The sequence below is a fragment of the Plesiomonas sp. genome (genome assembly GCF_051652165.1).
Lineage (GTDB): Bacteria > Pseudomonadota > Gammaproteobacteria > Enterobacterales > CAMTGL01 > Plesiomonas.
The window spans coordinates 207,977-229,353 of sequence record NZ_JBOFTR010000003.1 but is presented as its reverse complement, the minus strand read 5'-3'; the positions used below and the strand labels follow the sequence as shown (position 1 = coordinate 229,353).

The following is a 21,377-nucleotide window of genomic DNA, read 5'->3' as shown; positions in this document are numbered from 1 at the left end:
AGTTGATATTGGAAAGCAAAAAAGAAGAAGTCAGGATACAAAAACAGCATCCTGACTCCGTTATATATCGCTGTACATTAAATTGCGTTGACAGCACACACTACGGCAATAATCCTTGAGATGAAACGATATATTAGCGTAGTAATATATAGAGCGAAGCATCACCACGCAGAATATTCATCGCAATCACTGGAGGTTTGCTATCTAATACTTTACGTAGTTCGCCTAAATTCGCTATAGGCTGACGATTAATGCCAACAATCACATCGCCATTTTGTAGACCAACTCGCGCAGCTGATGAACCTTTATCCACTTTAGTGACCTGCACACCATGCTGCTCACCTTTACTGTAATTGAGCAACTCAGCGCCTTCTAAACCAGGATATAAGTTTGATGCGCTTGTTTGTACATCATCACTTTGTGCAAGTGTCACATTTGCATCAAGAGGTTTGCCATCACGTAATAGGCCGAGTTTTACCGTTTTACCCGCACCCATAGTGGCAATTTTGGCACGCATTTCAGCAAAGCTTACAACAGGTTGGCCATCCATCATCACAATCACATCACCCGCTTTAATACCGGCTTTTGCGGCTGCTGAGTTTGGTACAACCTCGCTGACAAATGCCCCTTTTTGAGCATCTAAATTAAATGCTTTGGCCAGATCAGGGTTCATTTCACCCGCTTTAATGCCCAAAATACCGCGACGTACACCACCAAACTGAATAATTTGATCAACTAAATTTTTTGCCATTGTACTTGGAATAGCAAAACCGATACCTACGTTACCGCCATTAGGCGCTAAAATTGCGGTATTAATACCAATTAACTCACCGTTTAAGTTCAGCAGCGCGCCGCCTGAGTTGCCTTGGTTTATTGCTGCATCAGTCTGAATAAAGTTTTCAAAGTTCTCTAAGTTTAATCCCGTGCGGCCCAGTGCAGAGATAATTCCAGACGTAACAGTTTGACCTAAACCAAACGGATTACCCACCGCTACAGCAAAATCACCTACGCGTAAACCATCTGAATTAGCAATCTTAATTGCCGTTAAATCTTTAGGATTTTCTAACTGCAACAGGGCAATATCAGATTGTTTATCTGTACCAAGCAACTTAGCTTTAAACTCACGACCATCTTTGAGTTGTACATTAATCTTATCTGCACCATTAATCACATGATTATTGGTAATCACATAACCTTTAGCTGCATCAATAATTACACCTGAACCTAATCCACGAAATGGGCGTGCATTTGATTGTTCAGTAGGAAAATCAGGGCCAAAGAAAAATTTGAACTCTTCAGGTAAGCGTTGACGTTGAACCTGAGTCCCCTCTACGGAAATGCCCACTACAGCAGGAAGTACTTTCTCTAGCATAGGCGCAAGACTTGGCACCGTCTGCCCATTGACTGCCGCAGGAAGCGCTGCAAACGCCGAAACTGGGCTCAAAGATAAGCCTAAACTTAACGTTAAAGCACTCAGCAATAGCATAGGTTTTTTCATAGCAACACACCCAACAATCGAAAAAATATAATTTAGTAAGGATAAAAGAATATTGCCGTTCAAAAAGAACAACTTATCCTCTAAGACTATAAATGCCCCATTTAGTTCACTAAATGACCAATTAAACCGCTGTTTTTTTAATCTTGAGGTTTTTTCGGATTAAAAATACCCGTGTGTTGATCAGGATAATCGCGTGGCATACTAATAGGTGCTTGGTCATTATCAGCTTCTGTTAAGCGATAACGAAAAGGGTTATCTTGCTTTGGTAACTCAGGCAGCAGCTGATTTGACGTTTTTGCCATATGTTGATAGAGCTTACGGTAATCATTAGCCATATTGTCTAACAGTTCTGCACTGTGTGCAAAATGGTCAGTCAACTCTTGACGATACTGCTCTAACTCATACTTATTTTTTTCAAGTTCAGTCTGTATTTTTTTCTGCTTGCGTAAATCTTTACGCATTAAACGAGCCAAAATCATACCTAGCGCCAAACCAACAATAAAAGTAAGCGCACTAATCCAAGTCATAATTACTCCTAAGGAAAATCAAGCTTAATCAGCAAGGTGGCTATCATGCCACTGTCTTTACTGTTGTCACTATACCTGCTCTTACAGGCGACGTGATACTATAAGCGTCATCTTTTAATGTGATAAAAAACACGTAAAGACTATACCGAATATTTATACAGGAAGTGGTCGAACAATGGATGTGATTCCACCTAGCCAACGTTATCAACAATTGTTACTTGAACCACAACTGAGTTTTGATCTCACTCAGCAGCGGGCAGTACAGGAATTAGATCGTCTTTTTTTCCAATTAGTTCAACATACCACTACCTCAGTGCCGTTGAATACCCTGTTTTCTTTAAGTGATAAAGATTTAAACAAGGCCATGGAAAAAAAGAGGGGAATAAAATCGTGGCTCCCTCTACTTAAAGTTGTTCGTTCGCGTTTTGTTACCTCCAATGCCCCTTCTACGCCGATACAGGGAGTATACCTGTGGGGTGGTGTAGGGCGAGGGAAAACATGGCTAATGGATCTGTTCTACGATGCATTACCAGGCAATCGTAAACTGCGTATGCACTTTCATCGTTTTATGCACTATGTACACAGTGCATTAAATGAGCAAAAAGGGCGCTCCGATCCGCTTATTCATATTGCGCAGCAACTGAGTGAGCAGTATGCCGTTATCTGTTTCGATGAGTTTTTCGTTTCTGATATTACCGATGCGATGTTGTTAGGAGGCTTATTTAAGGCACTATTTGCGCAGGGAGTGGTATTAGTGGCAACCTCAAATGTGCAGCCAGACGAGCTTTATCGTAATGGATTACAACGCAGCCGATTTTTACCTGCTATTTCACTTATCAAACAACATTGTCAAATATTGTCTGTTGATAGTGGAATTGATTACCGTTTGCGTACACTGCAACAGGCTGAAATTTATCATTGTCCACTGGATGCACAGGCCGAGCGCAACATGCAACATTACTTTTCCCGTTTAAGTACTGAACATCCTCAATGTAATCATTCCATTCTGATTAACCAGCGGTTAATTCAGGTTAAAGCTGAGTCTGCGGGTGTGCTCATGGTTGATTTTAACGCACTGTGTGAGCAACCGCGTAACGCGGCTGACTTTATTGCACTCTCACAGCGTTACCATACCGTATTGTTAATGCATGTGCGTTGTATGTCAGAGGAAAACAGTGATACTGCCCGGCGCTTTATTGCCTTAATCGATGAGTTTTATGAACGTAAGGTAAAATTAATTATTTCAGCTGAAACCTTGCCAGAACAGCTTTATCAGGGAAATTTATTGCGTTTTGAGTACCAAAGATGTTTTTCTCGCTTGCAAGAGATGCAGAGCATAGATTATCTTGCGCAGCCTCATTGGTCGTAATTGCAGATGTGATGCAAAAAACAGTCGATTTTATCGACGGTCTTCACTATAATCTTGCGACCCCACGTTACATTGGTAGTCCCCGCCAATACGGTGCTAGCAAACTCAACTCGAAGGGGTTGTTGTGCTTGGCATGTGAGTGTGAATTTTCATCATTCCCGACGTTAATTCACCGGGTGTAACTTTTTTATTGGGTAAGCTATTTCATGAAAACTTTTGTAGCTAAACCAGAAACCGTTAAGCGTGACTGGTATGTAGTAGACGCAAACGGCAAGACTCTGGGTCGTCTGGCGACCGAGCTGGCTCGTCGTCTGCGCGGCAAGCACAAGGCGGAATACACTCCGCACGTTGATACCGGTGATTACATCATCGTTTTGAACGCAGATAAAGTTGCTGTAACAGGTAACAAGCGTTCTGACAAGGTTTATTACCGTCACAGCGGCTATATCGGTGGTATGAAATCTGCCACTTTCGAAGAAATGATCGCCAAGCATCCAGAGCGCGTGATCGAAATCGCTGTTAAGGGCATGCTGCCAAAAGGTCCTCTGGGCCGTGCCATGTTCCGTAAGCTGAAAGTGTATGCGGGTGCTACGCACGATCATGCAGCACAGCAACCACAAGTTCTGGACATCTAATACGGGATCAAGGCAATGGCAGAGAATCAATACTACGGCACTGGCCGTCGCAAAAGCTCTTCCGCGCGCGTCTTTATCAAGCCGGGTAGCGGTAACATCGTAATCAACCAGCGTAGTCTGGATCAGTACTTCGGCCGTCCAACTGCCCGTATGGTAGTTCGTCAGCCGCTGGAACTGGTTGAGATGAGCGAGAAGCTAGACCTGTACATCACCGTTGTTGGTGGTGGTATTTCTGGTCAAGCGGGCGCAATCCGTCACGGTATTACCCGTGCACTGATGCAGTACGACGAGACCCTTCGTCCAGCTCTGCGCGCTGCTGGCTTCGTAACTCGTGACGCTCGTTGCGTGGAACGTAAGAAAGTCGGTCTGCGTAAAGCACGTCGTCGTCCACAGTTCTCCAAGCGTTAATTTGTTACCGCTTCGGCGGTTACAGATTACCTTCAAAAAGCCCAGCGTATGCTGGGCTTTTTTGTTGTTATATATGTTGCAAAAAGGTTTTAATAACTTGTCAAAAAGTGTTGTTTTTCTTATTATTTGCGTGACTTTTGCAATTATGGGGATCTCATGCTACTCAAATGTTAATATTTTAGTAGGGGGCAAGAGATTTCACGTCAGGAAGCAATAAGACCGCAGGGAAATAATAATAACCAAGCGGGATGCGATGGGAGAGTGAGGGATGAACAATGCGCCTGTAAACAACAGTCGCCGGCGTTTTTTAACTGCCGCAACTGGCGTAGTCGGTGGCGTAGGGGCAGTTTTTGTAGCTGTACCCTTCATCAAATCCTGGAATCCCAGTGCGAAGGCCAAGGCGGCAGGTGCACCGGTTCAGGTCGATATCAGCAAATTAGAAGAAGGGCAGTTGATTCGTGTCGAGTGGCGGGGGAAACCTGTCTGGCTTGTGCGTCGAACCAAAGTGGTATTGGATGAACTGGCCACGCACGATGGAAAATTGCGCGATCCACAATCGTCTGAACCACAACAACCTGAGTATGCAAGTAATCCTTATCGGTCGATTAAACCCGATATTTTTGTTGCGGTCGGGATTTGTACGCATTTAGGTTGCTCACCGAGTTATATTCCAGAAAACTTTGGTGTACAAGTTGAAGGTGTGCAATCAGGCTTCTTATGCCCGTGCCACGGTTCAAAATTTGATATGGCCGGTCGCGTATTTCAGGGCGTTCCCGCCCCCTTAAATTTGATGATCCCACCGTATAAATTTGTCGACGACAATACCATTATCATTGGCGTAGATGACAAGGGAGTGGCTGCGTAAATGAATACTCTACTCGACTGGATTAATGCCAGGATCCCCTTAACCGCAACCTACAACAAACATGTTGGCGAATATCCTGCGCCGAAAAACTTCAATTTTTGGTATTTTTTCGGATCGCTGGCAATGCTTGTGTTGGTGAATCAGATCATCACTGGGATCTGGTTGACGATGAACTACAATCCGTCTGCTGAAGGGGCATTTGCCTCTATCGAATACATCATGCGTGATGTTGAGTACGGCTGGCTGCTGCGTTACATGCACTCTACCGGTGCTTCGTTCTTCTTTATTGTCATCTACATGCACATGTTCCGCGGGCTGATTTACGGTTCATACCAAAAACCGCGCGAGTTGCTGTGGATTTTCGGCATGCTGCTCTTTCTTGCATTAATGGCCGAAGCATTTATGGGCTACTTGTTGCCGTGGGGTCAGATGTCATTTTGGGGAGCACAGGTGATCATTTCACTGTTTGGCGCAATCCCTGGTATCGGTGATGCGCTGACATTGTGGATCCGAGGTGATTATGTCATTTCGGGTGTTACACTGAATCGCTTTTTTGCTCTGCACGTGATTGCCGTTCCGTTGGTGTTGGTACTGTTGGTCTTCCTGCATATTGTGGCTTTGCATGAAGTGGGATCAAATAACCCTGATGGTATTGAGATCAAAAAGAATAAAGATGCCAACGGCTGGCCAAAAGATGCCATTCCGTTCCACCCTTATTACACCGTAAAAGACATTATGGGGGTCGCCGGTTTTCTGTTTTTCTTCTGTTATGTGATCTTTTTTAACCCTGAAATGGGGGGGTACTTTCTTGAGCCACCTAACTTTGAAGCGGCAAATGGCTTAAAAACACCGCCACACATTGCACCGGTTTGGTATTTCACCCCGTTCTACGCTATTTTGCGTGCCATTCCTGACAAGTTGTTGGGGGTAATTATGATGGGCTTATCGATAGCGGTACTGTTTTTATTGCCATGGGTTGATCGTGGTAAGGTCAAATCAGTGCGTTATCGCAGTGCTTTTCATCGTTGGAATATCGGGTTATTTACCGTTAGTTTTATTGCGTTAGGTATTTTAGGGACGTTACCAGCGACACCAACCTATACCTTGTTATCGCAAATTTTTACGGTGTGTTATTTCATGTTCTTTGTTTTGCTGTTTTTCTACAGCAAAAATGAAAAAACCAAGCCTTTGCCAGAAAGGGTGACATTCAAATGAAAAAACTGACGATTGTTTTATTTGCGTTGTTACCCGTGCTCTCTACGTTGCTGCCTGTAAATGCATCAGAAAGTGTGCCATTAATGAAAGCCAACAATGATTTAAGTGATAAAGCATCATTACAAAATGGTGCTAGATTATTTATGAATTATTGTGCAGGCTGTCATTCTACTAAATATCAACGCTATGAGAGAGTTGCAACGGATTTAGGTATTCCACCAGAGTTAATGACACAAAATCTGATCTTTGATCCACATGCAAAAATTGGGGATCTTATGGAGAATGCGATGCCGCAAAAGAGTGCTGCAGCTTGGTTTGGTGCGCCTCCTCCAGATTTAACGTTAGAGGCTCGTTTGCGTAGTCCTGATTGGATTTATACCTATTTACACTCTTTTTATGCTGACTCAAGCCGACCATTCGGTGTCAATAACACGGTTTTCCCAAATGTGGGAATGCCGCACGTGTTAGAAGAGTTGCAAGGAACACCAATAGCGAAAAAAGAGACACATGAAATTGATGGCCAGCCACATGAAGTGATTGTTGGTACTGAGATTGTACGTCAAGGGGAGCTAAATGCTGAAGAGTATGATAACGCCGTGCGCGATATTACTAACTTTTTGGAATATTCTGGTGAACCAATGAAAAAAGAACGTCAGTATATCGGTTATTGGGTACTCGGGTTTTTAGTGCTCTTTTTCATCATGGCTTACTTGCTGAAAAAGGAATACTGGCGCGACGTACACTAATTATGCGAAACTGAAGCCTGTTTTTCGGTTTATCCGACCGGCATGGGGGCTCGAGCCCCCTTTTGCTGTTTGTGTATTTGAGTGAAAGTGGAGGGTTGAATGGCTATTGCAGCTAACAAACGCTCGGTGATGACGCTATTTTCTGGTGCAACCGATATTTATAGTCATCAAGTTCGCATTGTTCTTGCTGAAAAAGGCGTGAGCGTAGAAATTGAGCAGGTTGATGCCGAGCATCTACCAGAAGATTTGCTTGATCTAAATCCGTATAATTCCGTACCAACGTTGGTCGACCGTGAGTTAGTATTATACAACGCGCGTATTATCATGGAGTATTTGGACGAGCGTTTTCCTCATCCACCACTGATGCCTGTTTACCCTGTTGCTCGTGGTCAGAGCCGTCAGATGATGTACCGTATTGAACAAGATTGGTACACATTGCTTGAGAAAATTGAGCAAGGTACACCGGCTGAAGCAGATATGGCACGTAAACAACTGCGTGAAGAGCTTCTGGCAATTGCTCCTGTTTTTGCAGAATATCCGTTCTTTATGAGTGAGGAGTTCAGCCTCGTTGACTGTTACCTAACACCGCTGTTATGGCGTTTACCCGTGCTGGGCATTGAGTTGAGTGGGCCTGGTGCGAAAGAGCTTAAAGCCTATATGACTCGCGTGTTTGAGCGTGATGCATTTTTAGCCGCATTGACAGAATCAGAGCGTGAAATTCGTCTACACGGTAAGGTCTAAATATGGAAGTAACCCAGATGAAACCACGTCGGCCCTATCTGGTTCGGGCTTATTATGACTGGTTGTTAGATAATGACTTGACTCCCCATTTGGTGGTGGATGCTATGTTACCTAATGTACAAGTTCCGATGGAGTTCGTACGTGATGGTCAGATAGTGCTGAACATAGCCCCTCGTGCTGTGGGAAATCTGGAGTTGGGTAATGATGCAGTAAGGTTTAATGCTCGATTTGGCGGTATACCACAGCAAGTGGATGTTCCACTTGCGGCGGTATTGGCTCTGTACGCCCGTGAAAATGGTGCGGGTACTCTGTTTGAGCCTGAGGTAGCTTATGATATTCCTGAAGATGAAATGATTCATTCATCAGAGGTATTATCACCGGTCGAGCCTGAGCCTGCATTAGCACTAGTTGAAGAGCTGGCAGATGGGGAGCCTGATCCTGATAATGAGCCCCCACGTCCGCGGACAAAACCAACGCTAAGGGTAGTAAAATAACGTTGGTGTATTGATTATTGCAGATACGCGATATCAAAAATGACAGTATATATTTATACTGACGATTTCATCGTTGGACAGTATTTGCTGATAATCCATAGAAAAAGATAAAAAAATGCAGCATATGCTGCATTTTTTTTATCTTTTGCTGATTACTGACGGATTTTTTGACCGATCTTTATGCCTTACATTTAACAACGGCCTACGTTAATTCGGTATTCAGTTCAGGTATTCAAACACTTTGACAACTCGTCTGACTCCTGCAACATTTCGCGCAATATTTGTTGCCTCTTCCGCTTCTGCCCGCGTTAGTTTTCCAATTAAAAACACTTCGCTATTTTCAGTGGTAACTTTTACATTACTGGCTTTAACTTTATCGCTTGCGAGCAGTTGAGATTTTACTTTGGTTGTGACCCACGTATCATTTGAAATAGTACCAAAGCTAATAGGTTTGCTAATACGAATTTCGTTATAGACAGCAGTAACACCTGCAACACCTGCAGCAATTTGTGCTGCGTGTTTTGACAGTAGCGGTGTGGGTGTTTCACCGACAAGTAATACTCGCCCTTCATAGGCAGTAGCTAAAACTCTTGCCTCTTTACGCAGTTGTGCATCTTTTGATAACGCATCGCCAACACGTAACTCAAGGGTTTCATCGTCAATTTGTCCACCGACTGAGCGTGGATCTGTGGCAACTTTACCGGCTACTGCCGCTGACCCGACTAAAACAGCACCAATACATCCTTGTAACATAAAGGCTAGTAGAATAATGCCCAGTTTACGGGTGACACTCATGGCGCTCTCCTTCGATGAGTTAAATTATTTCTTGTTATATTTACGTCATACACCCTGCTGAGCGGGGCATATTAATTATCTTGATGCGGAAATAATGTACGATCGATTAAATCACTTAAACAATTTAGTGTCAGCATATGCATCTCTTGAATACGGGCTTGCCGATGAGAAGGTATGCGTATTTCAACATCTTGTTCACCAAGTAATCCGGCTAAAATACCGCCATCACATCCAGTTAACGCAATAATGGTCATATCCCGCGTAACAGCAGCCTCTACGGCTTTAACAATATCTTTACTATTACCTTTAGTTGAAATTGCGAGCAAAATATCACCATTTTGCCCTAATGCGCGTACCTGTTTTGAGTAGACCTCAGCATGCAAATCATCATTACCGATCGCAGTGAGCATAATGCTATCCGCTGTGAGGGCAATAGCGGGTAAGCTGGGGCGTTCCGTTTCATAACGGTTGACTAAACAGGCTGTAAAGTGTTGTGCATTGGCGGCAGATGCTCCGTTACCGCAACATAAAATTTTATTACCGTTGAGTAGGCTTTGAGCCATGATCATCGCGGCTCTGGCAATTGCATCAGGCAATGCTTCGGCTGCAGCAATTTGTGTTTGGATGCTTTCAGTAAAGCAGGCTTTAATTTGCTCTAACATAACGTCTGTCATTGATGTTGTAAGGTGTTACGATACCAGTTGATAGTCTCATCTGGCCCGTCAATTGCCACAATATCGAAGCGACAATATTGTGTATCTATACTTAATCCACGCTGGTGAAACCAAGTTGCAGCAGCATGATGCAAGCGTTGTTGTTTTTTTGTTGTAATACTCTCAACTGCTGATCCGTAATGGTTTGAGCGTCGATAACGTACTTCAACAAAAATCCAATCATCTTGATCACGCATAATCAAATCCAACTCTCCACCACGAACGGTTACATTAGCTGCGATAAAACACAGCCCATGCTGTTCTAAATAGCGGCGCGCTATGTGTTCATAGTAAGCGCCGCATTGACGTTGTGAAGACTTGTTGATGATGGTCACTACGTCATTATTGTGCTGGTATTGCTACAGGCTCAGAGGCTGCCCCTGTATACGGGGTATCTGAGGATGATGGTGGAGTAATGGCAGTATTATCTGTTGATGCTACGGGTACCAGTGCCCCATTTTGATAGCGCAGCCAGTTGAGTTTACGGTCCACAGTGCAAGCTTCATCTGCACTGAGTAAACCAGTTTGCCCTGCATATTGATAACCACTGACTTGGCGCAACTCATTGAGGTGATTAGCTAATGACCATGCATCCATACCCATTGCATATAAGCGAGAGAGTGAATAATCAGGATTATGCCAAATTTGCGCAACTTGCTGTGCTGCAGGTGAGTTAGCTGTTGTCAGCATAGGGATATCACTAAACTGCACACCATCCATCTCTAAACGAAAATCTGGGCCATTTCCTGCTTGGTTACTGCGTGAGCTTGCATAGAGTGCGGGGCGCTGATATCCCGGCATAATGGCCGCATCGACAAACGGTTTGAGGAGTGCGAGTTCATCGGGTGTAGTGACATAATAAATGGCATCAATTGGACCATGTGTTGCATCTGCTTGCAGTGACACACCTAAAGCTTGGCGCATGATGTCAGCTTTACCTTGATTCCGCAGGCTTTGATTAATTGATTGGCGTAAAGCCGTTGTTGAACCAAAGTACTGAATCGTAGGTTGTTCACCGCTTAATTCTTGCCACTTACGGCTAAATGCACTAGCAACACGCTGCCCAAACGGTGAGCTTGGCACTAATATCAGTGGAGTGCGTTGGCCTTGAGCCCAAATATGTTGTGCGGCATCACGTGCTTCATCTTCAGGTGAGAGCGCATAGTAACAAAGATTTGGATTGGCATTCGGGTTTTCAGGTTGATTGAGGGTTAAAATAGATAAACCCGCTGGTAGTTGCATCTGCATTAATTCATCAACCCGATTTTTTAAGAGTGGGCCAACAAGAGTACGCACACCTTCTTGTTCTGCTTGTTGTAACAGTGCAGGAAGAGGTTTATCCGCTGTGTCGTAAACCTGAACACGAACATTCGGGTTACGTGCTGTATCCTCAAGCATACCAGCCATAAAACCCTGACGAATGGCATCGCCAAGTGCTTTGTTCTGACCACTGACAGGCAATAATAGACCGATAGCATCCATACTGGTTACTGGCAGTGTTAGATATTGGCTTAAGGGGGTAGGTAGTGTAATTGCAGCTGGGTGTTCAGGGAAACGCGCTTTCCACTCGGCAATACCGGCTTTAAGTTGTGGTAAGTTGTAACGATTATCTTGATACACGCGTGCTAAATCAAGCCAACCTATTAAGATGCTCTCTTTAGGGTTAACAATCGCTTGGGAGAGTTGTGCAGTTGACACTTTAGTCAAGGCTAACCAAGTTTGATCGTTATTTTGCTGTTTTTGTGTTGCATCAGTGAGATATTGATCAAGCGCAATATGATCACGTACAGCTTCAATAATCTGATTTTGGCTGTTATTCAGTGCAATTTTCGCACGGTAATAACGCACTTTCTGCGCAGGGGTTAACTGCGCCACATTTAGCATAGCGAGTTTGGCTGCAGCATGGGCCGGATCTTTTTGTGCTAAGGCAATATCTGCCCACAAAAGCAGTTGTTCATGACGTTGTACATCGCTCAAAGGCTCTTTGATTTTACGTAGCTCGATAGTGGCTTGTGCAATGTTGTTTTCTTTTAGCAACGCTTGCACCGCTAATAATTGCCACGGCGTTTTTTCACTGGCTGTGCTGATGTTGGCTTGTTGCAGATAATAGGCTGATGATGCTAGCAGATCAGAGGATGACGGAGTATTGCCATTTGAATGCAGTGGCATTTGGCATGCGCTCAGCATTAAAGTGGCAAAAATAGGTAAAATTATGCGTCTAACATTGACGCGAGTGTATAAAGAGGCAAGCATGGGTATCCCAATCACGTTTCTTCCTAGAGACGGTTAATCTTAAATCGGCAATGAAGTCTATACAATGAAAGCTACTGAACAATCTTTCATCACCCCAGCAACTTTATACATAGTTCCCACGCCAATTGGTAACTTAGATGATATTACACAACGGGCATTAAAGGTGTTGCAACAGGTTGATCTGGTTGCCGCTGAAGATACCCGTCATAGTGGTTTATTGTTGCAGCATTTTGGCATACAAGCGCGTTTTTTTGCGTTACATGATCATAACGAGCAACAAAAAGCGGAGGTTTTAGTCGAAAAATTGCTGCAAGGCAATAGTATTGCACTGATTTCTGATGCAGGAACACCACTGATTAGTGATCCTGGTTTTCATTTAGTACGTCGTTGCCGTGAAGTGAATATTAAGGTAGTTCCATTACCGGGACCATGTGCTGCAATCACAGCGTTGAGTGCTTCAGGAATCGCCTCTGATCGTTTCTGTTTTGAAGGTTTTTTACCTGCAAAAAGTAAAGGTCGACAAGATGCTCTACATGCCATCTTAGAAGAACCACGCACGTTAATTTTCTATGAATCTACTCACCGTTTGCTCGATAGTTTGCAAGATATGGTTACGGTTTTAGGTGCTGATCGTTACGTTGTCTTAGCCCGTGAGTTAACTAAAACCTGGGAAACACTGTATGGTGCACCGGTCGGTGAGTTATTGGCATGGGTGCAAGAAGATGAAGTGCGTCGACGTGGCGAAATGGTGCTGGTGGTTGAAGGCGCTAAACCGGCTGAAGATGATGCATTGTCTGCCTTGGTGATCAAAACTTTAAGCTTATTGGTACAAGATCTTCCGTTGAAGAAAGCGGCAGCATTAACTGCTGAGATTCATGGCGTTAAGAAAAATGCGTTATATCGTTATGGATTAGAACATTTCACCGAGTAGTAGCCTTGTGGTGTATTTCACTAGCACAGTGAGCTGTTTCTCTATATAATCCGCTGCGGAGTTAGCTAGACAGTCGCTGCTTCGTGGTCGTCCCTTCGGGGAGACACACGGAGGAGAGGAAAGTCCGGGCTCCATAGGGCAGGGTGCCAGGTAACGCCTGGGAGGCGCAAGCCTACGACTAGTGCAACAGAGAGCAAACCGCCGATGGCCCGTAAGGGATCAGGTAAGGGTGAAAGGGTGCGGTAAGAGCGCACCGCGCGACTGGTAACAGTTCGTGGCACGGTAAACTCCACCCGGAGCAAGACCAAATAGGGGTTCATTGGTGCGGCCCGCATTGAACCCGGGTAGGTTGCTTGAGCCAACGCGCGAGTGCTGGCCTAGAGGAATGACTGTCCACGACAGAACCCGGCTTATCGGCTAATTCCCTCGTTTCAAACAAAAAAGCCACGTTGAAAAACGTGGCTTTTTTGTTATCTGTAATACAAGCATGTGATAAGTCTATTTGCTGCCCATTTTTCTTTAATACGAATAGATAACCGTATTTTGCTTTCGCCCACACTTTTCATTCAATAAATAACACTAAGTGTTTTATTTATCGCTTGCCATTTTGACTAAACGATAGTGCAAAGTAGGAAATACTCTATTTCTCTTGTTCGTGTGGTAATTCATGCGGTTCTTTGCTTGACAAGCTTTTTCCCCCCTCCGTAAACTTGCATTTGTGGGACTTTATGGGTTTTAGTGGTGATTTTTGGGTAGCAAGAGGGGCATTAAGTTATGTTTCGTGGTACCCATACATTAAATTTAGATAATAAAGGGCGTATGGCTGTTCCCACTCGCTACCGCACATCATTGGTAGAGGCATATCAGGGGCAGCTTGTTTGTACGCTCGATATTCACCACCCATGCTTACTGTTCTATCCGCTGCCTGAGTGGGAGCGGATAGAACAAAAATTGATGACCTTGTCGAGTATCAACCCAGATGAACGGCGTATTCAGCGTTTATTATTAGGGCACGCTACTGAGTGTGAAATTGACAGTGCAGGGCGAGTTCTGTTAGCTGCTCATTTGCGTCTGTATGCAGATTTAGTGAAAGAGATAGTGCTAGTAGGACAGCTCAATAAATTTGAGATTTGGCGTGCTGATGTTTGGCAGCAACAAATCCAACATGATATTCAAGCGGAGCGGATGACACCACATACGTTATCGGCCCGATTACAGGATCTGTGTTTATAATGATGTCTGAAAATTACCAGCATATCACCGTTCTGCTACAAGAGGCCGTAGAGGGGTTAGCCATTCACCCTGACGGTATTTACATTGATGGTACATTTGGCCGTGGCGGGCACTCTCGTCTAATTTTGTCAAAATTAGGTCCAGAAGGCCGTTTGATTGCTATTGATCGTGATTTACGTGCAATTGCAGAAGCCAACACTATTGATGACCCCCGTTTTCAGATTATTCATGGGCCATTTTCTAATGTGCAGCACTATGTTAATGAATTAGGACTTAACGGTAAGATCAATGGCTTTTTACTTGATCTTGGTGTCTCTTCCCCTCAATTAGATGAGGCAGAGCGCGGCTTTAGTTTTATGCGCGATGGCCCGTTGGATATGCGTATGGATCAGTCATGCGGTCAATCAGCGGCAGAATGGCTGATGAAAGCAGAGGCAGATGATATTGCTTGGGTCTTAAAAACGTTTGGTGAAGAGCGTTTTGCTAAACGTATTGCGCGTGCCATTGTTGAGCGTAACGCCGAAAACCCGATGACTCGTACACGTGAGTTGGCGGAGTTAATTGCCATTGCCAGCCCGTTTAAAGAGAAACATAAGCACCCAGCAACACGCACTTTCCAAGCGATTCGTATTTATATCAACAGCGAGTTGGAAGAGATTGAGCGTGCGCTTGAAGGCTCATTGCCTATTTTAGCTGAAGGGGGGCGTTTGTCAGTGATCAGTTTCCATTCGCTTGAAGATCGAATTGTAAAACGTTTTATTCGTCGTCAAAGTAAAGGCCCTGAGATCCCTGCGGGATTACCATTAACCGAAGCACAACTTGCTCATGGTAAAAAAATGATGGCAATAGGTAAAGCAATTATGCCTTCAGAAGATGAAATTGAGCGTAATGCACGCTCGCGTAGTGCAGTACTGCGTTTAGCCGAGCGGACAACAGAAAGATGAGTGCTGAACGTCATTCGTTACCCTCTATTATCAGTGAGGATTTGTGCCGTTTCGGTAAGCTGCCACTTTTGTTATTAGTGTTAGTGTTTTGCTCTGCGATTGCCGTGGTTCTTAGTACACACCGTACACGCTTACTCAGTGTTGAGCGTGAACATCTGATATTAGAGCGTGATGCGTTAGATATCGAGTGGCGTAACTTGATCTTAGAAGAGAATGCGCTTGGTGAACATAACCGAGTTGAACGGCTGTCTGTTGAGAAATTGCAAATGCAGCGCGTATCGCCTGCTCAGGAAAAAGTGGTTAAACAGTAATGAGTAAACCAACCCGAACGGCAGCAGCAAAAAAAACAGAAGAGACATCAAGTTTTATCCATTGGCGCTATTTGCTCATTGGCGGTGTAATGGTATTGGCTTTGTTGGGCCTATTGCTACGCGCTAGTTGGATTCAAGTGATTAATCCTGATCGTTTGATTCGTGAAGGGGATATGCGCTCATTACGGGTGCAATCTGTTGCGACACCGCGTGGAATGATTACTGACAGAGCAGGTCGTCCATTGGCCGTGAGTGTGCCTGTTGATGCTATTTGGGCTGATCCGAAAGAGATTGCTGATAAAGCGTCATTGGATAAAACCGAACGTTGGGCAGCATTAGCCGATGCGTTGGGTATCCCTCTGGATAAACTGATCTCGCGTGTTAAAACTAATCCAACTTCTCGTTTTATCTATTTAGCACGTCAAATTAGCCCTTCACTGGCCAGTTATGTGCGTGACTTGAAAATTCCAGGGATTTATCTTAAGCAAGAGTCTCGCCGTTTCTATCCTAGTGGCGAAGTGAGTGCACACATTATTGGCTTTACCAATATTGATGGTAAAGGCATTGAAGGGGTAGAGAAGAGTTTTGATACTTGGTTAACTGGTGAACCTGGTAAACGAACTGTACGCAAAGACCGTTTTGGACGTGTTGTTGAGAATATCTCTTCAGTTGAAAGCCGTGCTGCACATGATTTGTCATTGAGTATTGATGAGCGTTTACAGGCAATGGCCTACCGCGAGTTAAAAAATGCAGTGGCATTTAATAAAGCGGAATCAGGCTCTATTGTTTTGCTTGATGTACAGACTGGTGAAGTCTTAGCAATGGCAAACTTACCATCGTATAACCCGAATAATCGAGTACAAGTTGACAGTTCACACTATCGAAATCGCGCGATTACTGACACATTTGAACCGGGTTCAACAGTAAAACCCCTGGTCATCTTGACAGCGTTAGACAGAAAAATCGTTAAAGAGTCAGCGGTACTTAATACTATGCCATTCTATTTGAATGGGCATCGTGTGCGAGACACTGTCGTTTATCCAGAATTAACATTAACCGGTATTTTACAAAAATCGAGTAACGTTGGTGTTTCTCATTTGGCATTAGCAATGCCAGAAACAGCCTTACCTGAAACGTATACGAAATTTGGTTTTGGTCAGCCTACCAATTTAGGGTTGGTCGGTGAGAGTACCGGTATGATGTTGCAAAAGCCACGCTGGGCTGACATTGAACGTGCAACGTTTGCTTTCGGATACGGGTTGCTTGTTACACCACTTCAGTTAGCAAGAGCGTATGCTACGTTAGGTAGTTTTGGTATTTATCGTCCACTGTCGATTACGAAAGTTGATCCCCCTGTTGAAGGCACGCGTGTTTTCTCTGAGGATGTGACTCGTAAAGTTGTTCATATGATGGAGAGCGTGGCATTACCGGGAGGCGGTGGTCGACGTGCGGCAGTTGAAGGGTATCGCGTTGCAATTAAAACCGGTACGGCAAAAAAGATTGGTCCAAACGGAAAATATATTGATAAGTATATTGCCTATACGGCTGGTGTTGCGCCTGCAAGCAATCCACGTTTGGCATTGGTTGTAGTGATTAACGAGCCTCAAGCGGGGCAATATTACGGTGGTGCGGTATCTGCACCTATCTTCTCTGCCATTATGGGTGGAGCTTTGCGGATCCTCAATATCGCCCCAGATGCCTTGCCTGCGGGTGATGAAGTGGTTATTAACAGGAGTAGTCACGCCCGTGTCAACACATGATCTGCGCACTTTATTAGCGCCTTGGGTAGAGAATGCGCCTGCGTGCGCGTTACGGGAGATGACCTTAGATAGCCGCACTGCGGCTGCAGGTGATCTATTTATTGCTGTGATGGGGCATAAGACAGACGGTCGACGCTACATACCCCAAGCGATTGCTCAAGGTGTGGCTGCAATTATTGCTGAAGCAGAGGGCGAAGCATCAAACGGTACAATACGTGAAGTTCATGGTGTACCTGTGGTGTATTTAACAGAGCTCAATCACCGTTTATCTGCATTAGCAGGGCGTTTTTATCATCAGCCAAGTGAAAAATTAACACTAGTTGGGATTACTGGTACAAACGGAAAAACCACTACAGCACAGTTGTTAGCACAATGGAGTGCTCTGCTTGGTGAACGCGCTGCAGTGATGGGCACGGTAGGGAACGGGCTATTAGGGCAAATTACGCCAGCAGATAATACGACCGGTTCTGCCGTTGATGTTCAGCACACGCTCAATGATCTTTGTCAGCAAGGTGCTACTTTTGCGGCAATGGAAGTGTCTTCACACGGATTAGTACAAGAGCGCGTTGCTGCATTGAAATTTGCTGCTGCAGTCTTTACCAATTTAAGCCGTGACCACCTTGATTATCATGGCAGCATGTCAAATTATGCCGATGCCAAATGGCGACTCTTTCAGATGCATCATGTTGAGCAGGCAATTATTAATGCAGATGATGCTATCGGGCGCGAGTGGCTAACACAGCGACCTGATGCTGTCGCTGTTAGCATGACAATGCCACGACGATCAGATTGGGGCGGACGTTGGTTACAGGTGACTGCAGTTGATTATCATAATCAAGGTGCGCGTATACAACTTGATTCTAGTTGGGGCTCTTGTGAAATTGAAAGCCACCTGATGGGGGCATTTAATGTCAGTAATCTTGCATTGGTATTTGCAACATTATTGGCACTCGGTTATTCGTTGTCTGATTTAGTGAATACGGCCGCGAAATTACAACCAGTGTGTGGGCGGATGGAGGTATTCACTGCTCCTGCGCGACCAACAGTGTTGGTTGATTATGCTCATACACCTGATGCATTGGAAAAAGCACTGGAAGCGGCCCGTTTACATTGTCATGGGCGTTTATGGTGTGTGTTTGGATGTGGTGGTGATCGTGATCGCGGTAAGCGCCCACTGATGGGGGCAATTGCAGAGCAATTAGCTGATTGTGTTGTGATTACCGATGATAACCCACGCACCGAAGAGCCACAGGCGATTGTGGCCGATATTCTGACCGGTTTGCTTAATCCTGCCAGTGCTCAGGTTATCGCTGGCCGTGCAGAAGCGGTGACAGCCGTGATCATGAATGCGCGTGCTGATGATGTTGTGTTGATAGCAGGTAAAGGGCATGAGGATTACCAGATTATTGGTCAGCGTAAGTTTGATTACTCTGATCGTGAGACAGTTGCACGTTTGCTAGGAGTTGTCGCATGATCCCTTTAACACTTGGCACTCTGACTGACATTGTCGGTGGGCAGTTACGATTAGGAGCTGCCTCTTCCACATCTATTATTACTCAGGTCACAACTGATACGCGTCAGCTTACTGAAGGCGGCTTATTTATAGCCCTACGGGGCGAGCGTTTTGATGCACACAATTTTGTACTGCACGCAATTGAGAGCGGTGCACAAGCCCTACTTGTTGATCACTACCTGACCGATGAACGGCTGCAATCAGTACCGCAGTGTGTGGTAGCAGATACCCGTATTGCGCTCGGTCTACTAGCACAGTGGGTACGCCAGCAATCACGTGCTCGTGTGGTCGCGATGACCGGCTCGTCTGGTAAAACAACCGTAAAAGAGATGACAGCCGCTATTTTACGTCAGTGTGGTTCGGTGCTCAGTACTGCTGGTAATTTTAACAACGATATCGGTGTTCCACTGACCTTGCTGCGTCTAACGGCTGAACATGACTATGCCGTTATCGAACTTGGTGCAAACCATATTGGCGAAATTGCCTATACCACTGCGTTAGTTCAGCCAGACGTTGCATTGGTCAATAACGTGATGGCTGCACACCTTGAAGGGTTTGGCTCACTCGCGGGTGTACATCAAGCAAAAGGTGAAGTTTATCAAGGGTTATCCAAAGGCGGTACCGCTATTGTTAATCTGGATATTGAGGATTACCAAGCATGGCAACCCTATTTTATTGGAAAATCAGTCAAAACATGGTCACTGACTCAACCTGCAGATTATTGTGCTGAAAACATCACTATTGTGCAGGGAGTAACTGAGTTTACACTCTGTACCCCGCAAGGAAGTGTACCGATTAAATTGCCTTATCCAGGCCAACACAATATTGCTAATGCATTAGCTGCAGCGGCATTGAGTTTGTCTGTTGGCGCAACGCTTAATGATATTGCCGCGGGCTTACTCTCGTTACAACCAGTTAAAGGGCGATTATTCCCATTACAGATTACTCCGCAATTGTTAGTGATTGATGACACTTATAATGCCAACGTTGGGTCAATGCAGGCAGCTATCAAAGTATTAGCTCAACAGTCAGGTATACAAATCTTTGTGGTAGGGGATATGGGGGAGTTAGGTCCAGACAGTTTAGAATGCCATCATGATGTAGGGATCAGTGCACTACAAGCCGGCCTGACCCACATAATGAGTGTTGGTACATTAAGCGCAGCGATCAGCCAGCCTAGTCAGGGGCAGCACTTCACTGAAAAATCAACCCTTATTGCAGCATTATTGTCACAAATATCTACATATTTACAGGCACAAACGGCAGTCACCGTTTTAGTTAAAGGTTCACGCAGTGCTGCAATGGAGCAAGTAGTGCAAGCGTTGCAGGAGACATATTCATGTTAGTTTGGTTAGCAGAGCTACTGGCACAGTATTATACCGGTTTTCACGTTTTCTCTTATTTAACGTTGCGGGCCATTGTCAGTTTATTAACTGCATTAGCAATTGCATTGTGGATGGGGCCACGTTTAATTGCATGGTTGCAAAAACTGCAAATTGGCCAAGTTGTTCGTAATGATGGCCCTGAGTCACACTTTAGTAAACGTGGTACGCCAACTATGGGCGGGATCATGATACTGGCATCAATCAGTATTTCTGTATTGTTGTGGGCTAACTTAAGTAACTTATATGTCTGGTGTGTACTGTTTGTATTGCTAGGCTACGGTGTTGTTGGGTTTGTTGATGATTACCGTAAAGTTGTCCGTAAAGACAGTAAAGGTCTGATTGCTCGCTGGAAATACTTTTGGCAGTCAGTCATTGCTTTACTTGTTGCCTTTGTTTTATTTGCGATAGGTAAAGATACTCCCGCAACTCAGTTGGTTGTGCCTTTTTTCAAAGACATCATGCCACAACTGGGGTTGTCATATATTTTATTAACCTATTTTGTTGTTGTTGGTACAAGTAATGCTGTGAATTTGACCGATGGGCTTGATGGTTTAGCCATTATGCCAACCGTATTTGTTGCCGCAGGATTAGGGCTTGTGGCATGGGCAACGGGTAACGTCAATTTTGCTGAATATTTGCATATTCCTTATATTCGGTATAGCGGTGAATTGGTCGTGGTTTGTACGGCTATGGTCGGTGCTGGTTTAGGTTTTTTGTGGTTTAACACCTACCCTGCCCAAGTTTTTATGGGGGATGTCGGCTCATTAGCACTCGGTGGGGCATTAGGAATCATTGCCGTGTTATTACGCCAAGAATTTCTTCTGTTCATTATGGGCGGTGTGTTTGTCATGGAAACACTGTCAGTTATTTTACAGGTTGGATCATTTAAATTGCGTGGACAACGTATTTTTCGAATGGCACCTATCCACCATCACTATGAACTAAAAGGCTGGCCTGAACCGCGAGTTATTGTGCGTTTTTGGATAATTTCACTGATGTTAGTCCTTATTGGTCTAGCTACACTGAAAATTCGCTAAGGAT

22 protein-coding genes and 1 other RNA gene are annotated in these 21,377 nt (G+C 44.6%); 17 read left to right on the top strand and 6 right to left on the bottom strand.

The features are described 5' to 3' along the window. Positions 1-133: 133 nt before the first annotated feature. Positions 134-1,498, bottom strand: a complete 1,365-nt coding sequence (locus tag ACRC53_RS02335) for a Do family serine endopeptidase (protein ID WP_438641959.1) — start codon at positions 1,496-1,498, stop codon at positions 134-136. 137 nt (positions 1,499-1,635) lie between these two features. Further along, complete coding sequence (zapG, locus tag ACRC53_RS02330) at positions 1,636-2,025, bottom strand: Z-ring associated protein ZapG (protein ID WP_438641958.1); 390 nt, start codon at positions 2,023-2,025, stop codon at positions 1,636-1,638. Positions 2,026-2,200: 175 nt separating this feature from the next. On the opposite strand from zapG, the gene zapE reads away from it, so the two are divergent. From zapE to sspB, 8 genes are all read left to right on the top strand, one after another. Continuing rightward, positions 2,201-3,394, top strand: coding sequence for a cell division protein ZapE (gene zapE, locus ACRC53_RS02325; RefSeq protein WP_438641957.1), 1,194 nt, complete (start codon positions 2,201-2,203; stop codon positions 3,392-3,394). A gap of 206 nt (positions 3,395-3,600) precedes the next feature. Then, positions 3,601-4,029 (top strand): 50S ribosomal protein L13, encoded by a 429-nt coding sequence (rplM, locus tag ACRC53_RS02320; protein ID WP_438641956.1) that lies wholly within the window; start codon positions 3,601-3,603, stop codon positions 4,027-4,029. 15 nt (positions 4,030-4,044) lie between these two features. Further along, positions 4,045-4,437 carry a 30S ribosomal protein S9 gene (gene rpsI / locus ACRC53_RS02315; RefSeq protein ID WP_438641955.1) on the top strand — a complete coding sequence of 131 codons (393 nt, stop codon included), beginning with the start codon at positions 4,045-4,047 and terminating at the stop codon, positions 4,435-4,437. 268 nt (positions 4,438-4,705) lie between these two features. After that, the gene (gene petA / locus ACRC53_RS02310; RefSeq protein WP_438641954.1) at positions 4,706-5,302 is read left to right on the top strand and encodes a ubiquinol-cytochrome c reductase iron-sulfur subunit; all 597 of its coding nucleotides are present in this window, start codon (positions 4,706-4,708) and stop codon (positions 5,300-5,302) included. Next, positions 5,303-6,517 (top strand): cytochrome b, encoded by a 1,215-nt coding sequence (locus tag ACRC53_RS02305; RefSeq protein ID WP_438641953.1) that lies wholly within the window; start codon positions 5,303-5,305, stop codon positions 6,515-6,517. It begins immediately after the preceding gene. After that, entirely contained in the window at positions 6,514-7,263 is a 750-nt protein-coding gene (locus tag ACRC53_RS02300) for a cytochrome c1 (RefSeq protein ID WP_438641952.1), read from the top strand. Before ACRC53_RS02305 ends, ACRC53_RS02300 begins: the two co-directional genes overlap by 4 nt. A 99-nt stretch (positions 7,264-7,362) precedes the next feature. Beyond that, positions 7,363-8,004: a stringent starvation protein SspA gene (gene sspA / locus ACRC53_RS02295; protein ID WP_438641951.1), complete on the top strand. Its 642-nt coding sequence runs from the start codon at positions 7,363-7,365 to the stop codon at positions 8,002-8,004. Positions 8,005-8,006: 2 nt separating this feature from the next. After that, on the top strand, positions 8,007-8,498 hold the full coding sequence (gene sspB / locus ACRC53_RS02290) for a ClpXP protease specificity-enhancing factor (protein ID WP_438641950.1): 492 nt from the start codon (positions 8,007-8,009) through the stop codon (positions 8,496-8,498). A 219-nt stretch (positions 8,499-8,717) separates the two neighbouring features. On the opposite strand, the gene dolP is transcribed toward sspB, so the two are convergent. The 4 genes from dolP to ACRC53_RS02270 form a co-directional block, all read right to left on the bottom strand. Beyond that, positions 8,718-9,293 (bottom strand): division/outer membrane stress-associated lipid-binding lipoprotein, encoded by a 576-nt coding sequence (gene dolP / locus ACRC53_RS02285; protein ID WP_438641949.1) that lies wholly within the window; start codon positions 9,291-9,293, stop codon positions 8,718-8,720. 71 nt (positions 9,294-9,364) lie between these two features. After that, positions 9,365-9,955 carry a DnaA initiator-associating protein DiaA gene (diaA, locus tag ACRC53_RS02280; protein WP_438641948.1) on the bottom strand — a complete coding sequence of 197 codons (591 nt, stop codon included), beginning with the start codon at positions 9,953-9,955 and terminating at the stop codon, positions 9,365-9,367. Between the two features lie 8 nt (positions 9,956-9,963). Next, positions 9,964-10,341, bottom strand: a complete 378-nt coding sequence (locus tag ACRC53_RS02275) for a YraN family protein (protein ID WP_438641947.1) — start codon at positions 10,339-10,341, stop codon at positions 9,964-9,966. A 7-nt stretch (positions 10,342-10,348) separates the two neighbouring features. Next, positions 10,349-12,175, bottom strand: coding sequence for a penicillin-binding protein activator (locus ACRC53_RS02270; protein ID WP_438641946.1), 1,827 nt, complete (start codon positions 12,173-12,175; stop codon positions 10,349-10,351). Between the two features lie 148 nt (positions 12,176-12,323). Here ACRC53_RS02270 and rsmI point away from each other — a divergent pair, with 148 nt between their 5' ends. From rsmI to mraY, 9 genes are all read left to right on the top strand, one after another. Next, complete coding sequence (rsmI, locus tag ACRC53_RS02265; protein ID WP_438641945.1) at positions 12,324-13,190, top strand: 16S rRNA (cytidine(1402)-2'-O)-methyltransferase; 867 nt, start codon at positions 12,324-12,326, stop codon at positions 13,188-13,190. 57 nt (positions 13,191-13,247) lie between these two features. Then, positions 13,248-13,619: RNase P RNA component class A (gene rnpB / locus ACRC53_RS02260), an RNA gene on the top strand. A gap of 345 nt (positions 13,620-13,964) precedes the next feature. Continuing rightward, on the top strand, positions 13,965-14,423 hold the full coding sequence (mraZ, locus tag ACRC53_RS02255; RefSeq protein WP_438641944.1) for a division/cell wall cluster transcriptional repressor MraZ: 459 nt from the start codon (positions 13,965-13,967) through the stop codon (positions 14,421-14,423). A gap of 2 nt (positions 14,424-14,425) precedes the next feature. After that, positions 14,426-15,367 carry a 16S rRNA (cytosine(1402)-N(4))-methyltransferase RsmH gene (gene rsmH, locus ACRC53_RS02250; RefSeq protein WP_438642012.1) on the top strand — a complete coding sequence of 314 codons (942 nt, stop codon included), beginning with the start codon at positions 14,426-14,428 and terminating at the stop codon, positions 15,365-15,367. Beyond that, positions 15,364-15,678, top strand: coding sequence for a cell division protein FtsL (gene ftsL / locus ACRC53_RS02245; protein WP_438641943.1), 315 nt, complete (start codon positions 15,364-15,366; stop codon positions 15,676-15,678). The genes rsmH and ftsL overlap by 4 nt, the downstream gene beginning before the upstream one ends. Continuing rightward, complete coding sequence (gene ftsI / locus ACRC53_RS02240) at positions 15,678-17,438, top strand: peptidoglycan glycosyltransferase FtsI (protein ID WP_438641942.1); 1,761 nt, start codon at positions 15,678-15,680, stop codon at positions 17,436-17,438. Before ftsL ends, ftsI begins: the two co-directional genes overlap by 1 nt. Next, complete coding sequence (murE, locus tag ACRC53_RS02235; RefSeq protein ID WP_438641941.1) at positions 17,425-18,912, top strand: UDP-N-acetylmuramoyl-L-alanyl-D-glutamate--2,6-diaminopimelate ligase; 1,488 nt, start codon at positions 17,425-17,427, stop codon at positions 18,910-18,912. Before ftsI ends, murE begins: the two co-directional genes overlap by 14 nt. Continuing rightward, positions 18,909-20,297 carry a UDP-N-acetylmuramoyl-tripeptide--D-alanyl-D-alanine ligase gene (gene murF, locus ACRC53_RS02230; protein ID WP_438641940.1) on the top strand — a complete coding sequence of 463 codons (1,389 nt, stop codon included), beginning with the start codon at positions 18,909-18,911 and terminating at the stop codon, positions 20,295-20,297. The genes murE and murF overlap by 4 nt, the downstream gene beginning before the upstream one ends. After that, the gene (gene mraY / locus ACRC53_RS02225; protein ID WP_438641939.1) at positions 20,291-21,373 is read left to right on the top strand and encodes a phospho-N-acetylmuramoyl-pentapeptide-transferase; all 1,083 of its coding nucleotides are present in this window, start codon (positions 20,291-20,293) and stop codon (positions 21,371-21,373) included. Before murF ends, mraY begins: the two co-directional genes overlap by 7 nt. Positions 21,374-21,377: the final 4 nt, after the last annotated feature.

Excerpts from the sequence above, each read along its gene's own strand:
- ACRC53_RS02335 (WP_438641959.1), bottom strand. The coding sequence starts at position 1,498 with ATGAAAAAACCTATGCTATTGCTGAGTGCTTTAACGTTAAGTTTAGGC.
- zapG (WP_438641958.1), bottom strand. The coding sequence starts at position 2,025 with ATGACTTGGATTAGTGCGCTTACTTTTATTGTTGGTTTGGCGCTAGGT.
- zapE (WP_438641957.1), top strand. The coding sequence starts at position 2,201 with ATGGATGTGATTCCACCTAGCCAACGTTATCAACAATTGTTACTTGAA.
- rplM (WP_438641956.1), top strand. The coding sequence starts at position 3,601 with ATGAAAACTTTTGTAGCTAAACCAGAAACCGTTAAGCGTGACTGGTAT.
- rpsI (WP_438641955.1), top strand. The coding sequence starts at position 4,045 with ATGGCAGAGAATCAATACTACGGCACTGGCCGTCGCAAAAGCTCTTCC.
- petA (WP_438641954.1), top strand. The coding sequence starts at position 4,706 with ATGAACAATGCGCCTGTAAACAACAGTCGCCGGCGTTTTTTAACTGCC.
- ACRC53_RS02305 (WP_438641953.1), top strand. The coding sequence starts at position 5,303 with ATGAATACTCTACTCGACTGGATTAATGCCAGGATCCCCTTAACCGCA.
- ACRC53_RS02300 (WP_438641952.1), top strand. The coding sequence starts at position 6,514 with ATGAAAAAACTGACGATTGTTTTATTTGCGTTGTTACCCGTGCTCTCT.
- sspA (WP_438641951.1), top strand. The coding sequence starts at position 7,363 with ATGGCTATTGCAGCTAACAAACGCTCGGTGATGACGCTATTTTCTGGT.
- sspB (WP_438641950.1), top strand. The coding sequence starts at position 8,007 with ATGGAAGTAACCCAGATGAAACCACGTCGGCCCTATCTGGTTCGGGCT.
- dolP (WP_438641949.1), bottom strand. The coding sequence starts at position 9,293 with ATGAGTGTCACCCGTAAACTGGGCATTATTCTACTAGCCTTTATGTTA.
- diaA (WP_438641948.1), bottom strand. The coding sequence starts at position 9,955 with ATGTTAGAGCAAATTAAAGCCTGCTTTACTGAAAGCATCCAAACACAA.
- ACRC53_RS02270 (WP_438641946.1), bottom strand. The coding sequence starts at position 12,175 with ATGCCACTGCATTCAAATGGCAATACTCCGTCATCCTCTGATCTGCTA.
- rsmI (WP_438641945.1), top strand. The coding sequence starts at position 12,324 with ATGAAAGCTACTGAACAATCTTTCATCACCCCAGCAACTTTATACATA.
- mraZ (WP_438641944.1), top strand. The coding sequence starts at position 13,965 with ATGTTTCGTGGTACCCATACATTAAATTTAGATAATAAAGGGCGTATG.
- rsmH (WP_438642012.1), top strand. The coding sequence starts at position 14,426 with ATGTCTGAAAATTACCAGCATATCACCGTTCTGCTACAAGAGGCCGTA.
- ftsL (WP_438641943.1), top strand. The coding sequence starts at position 15,364 with ATGAGTGCTGAACGTCATTCGTTACCCTCTATTATCAGTGAGGATTTG.
- ftsI (WP_438641942.1), top strand. The coding sequence starts at position 15,678 with ATGAGTAAACCAACCCGAACGGCAGCAGCAAAAAAAACAGAAGAGACA.
- murF (WP_438641940.1), top strand. The coding sequence starts at position 18,909 with ATGATCCCTTTAACACTTGGCACTCTGACTGACATTGTCGGTGGGCAG.
- mraY (WP_438641939.1), top strand. The coding sequence starts at position 20,291 with ATGTTAGTTTGGTTAGCAGAGCTACTGGCACAGTATTATACCGGTTTT.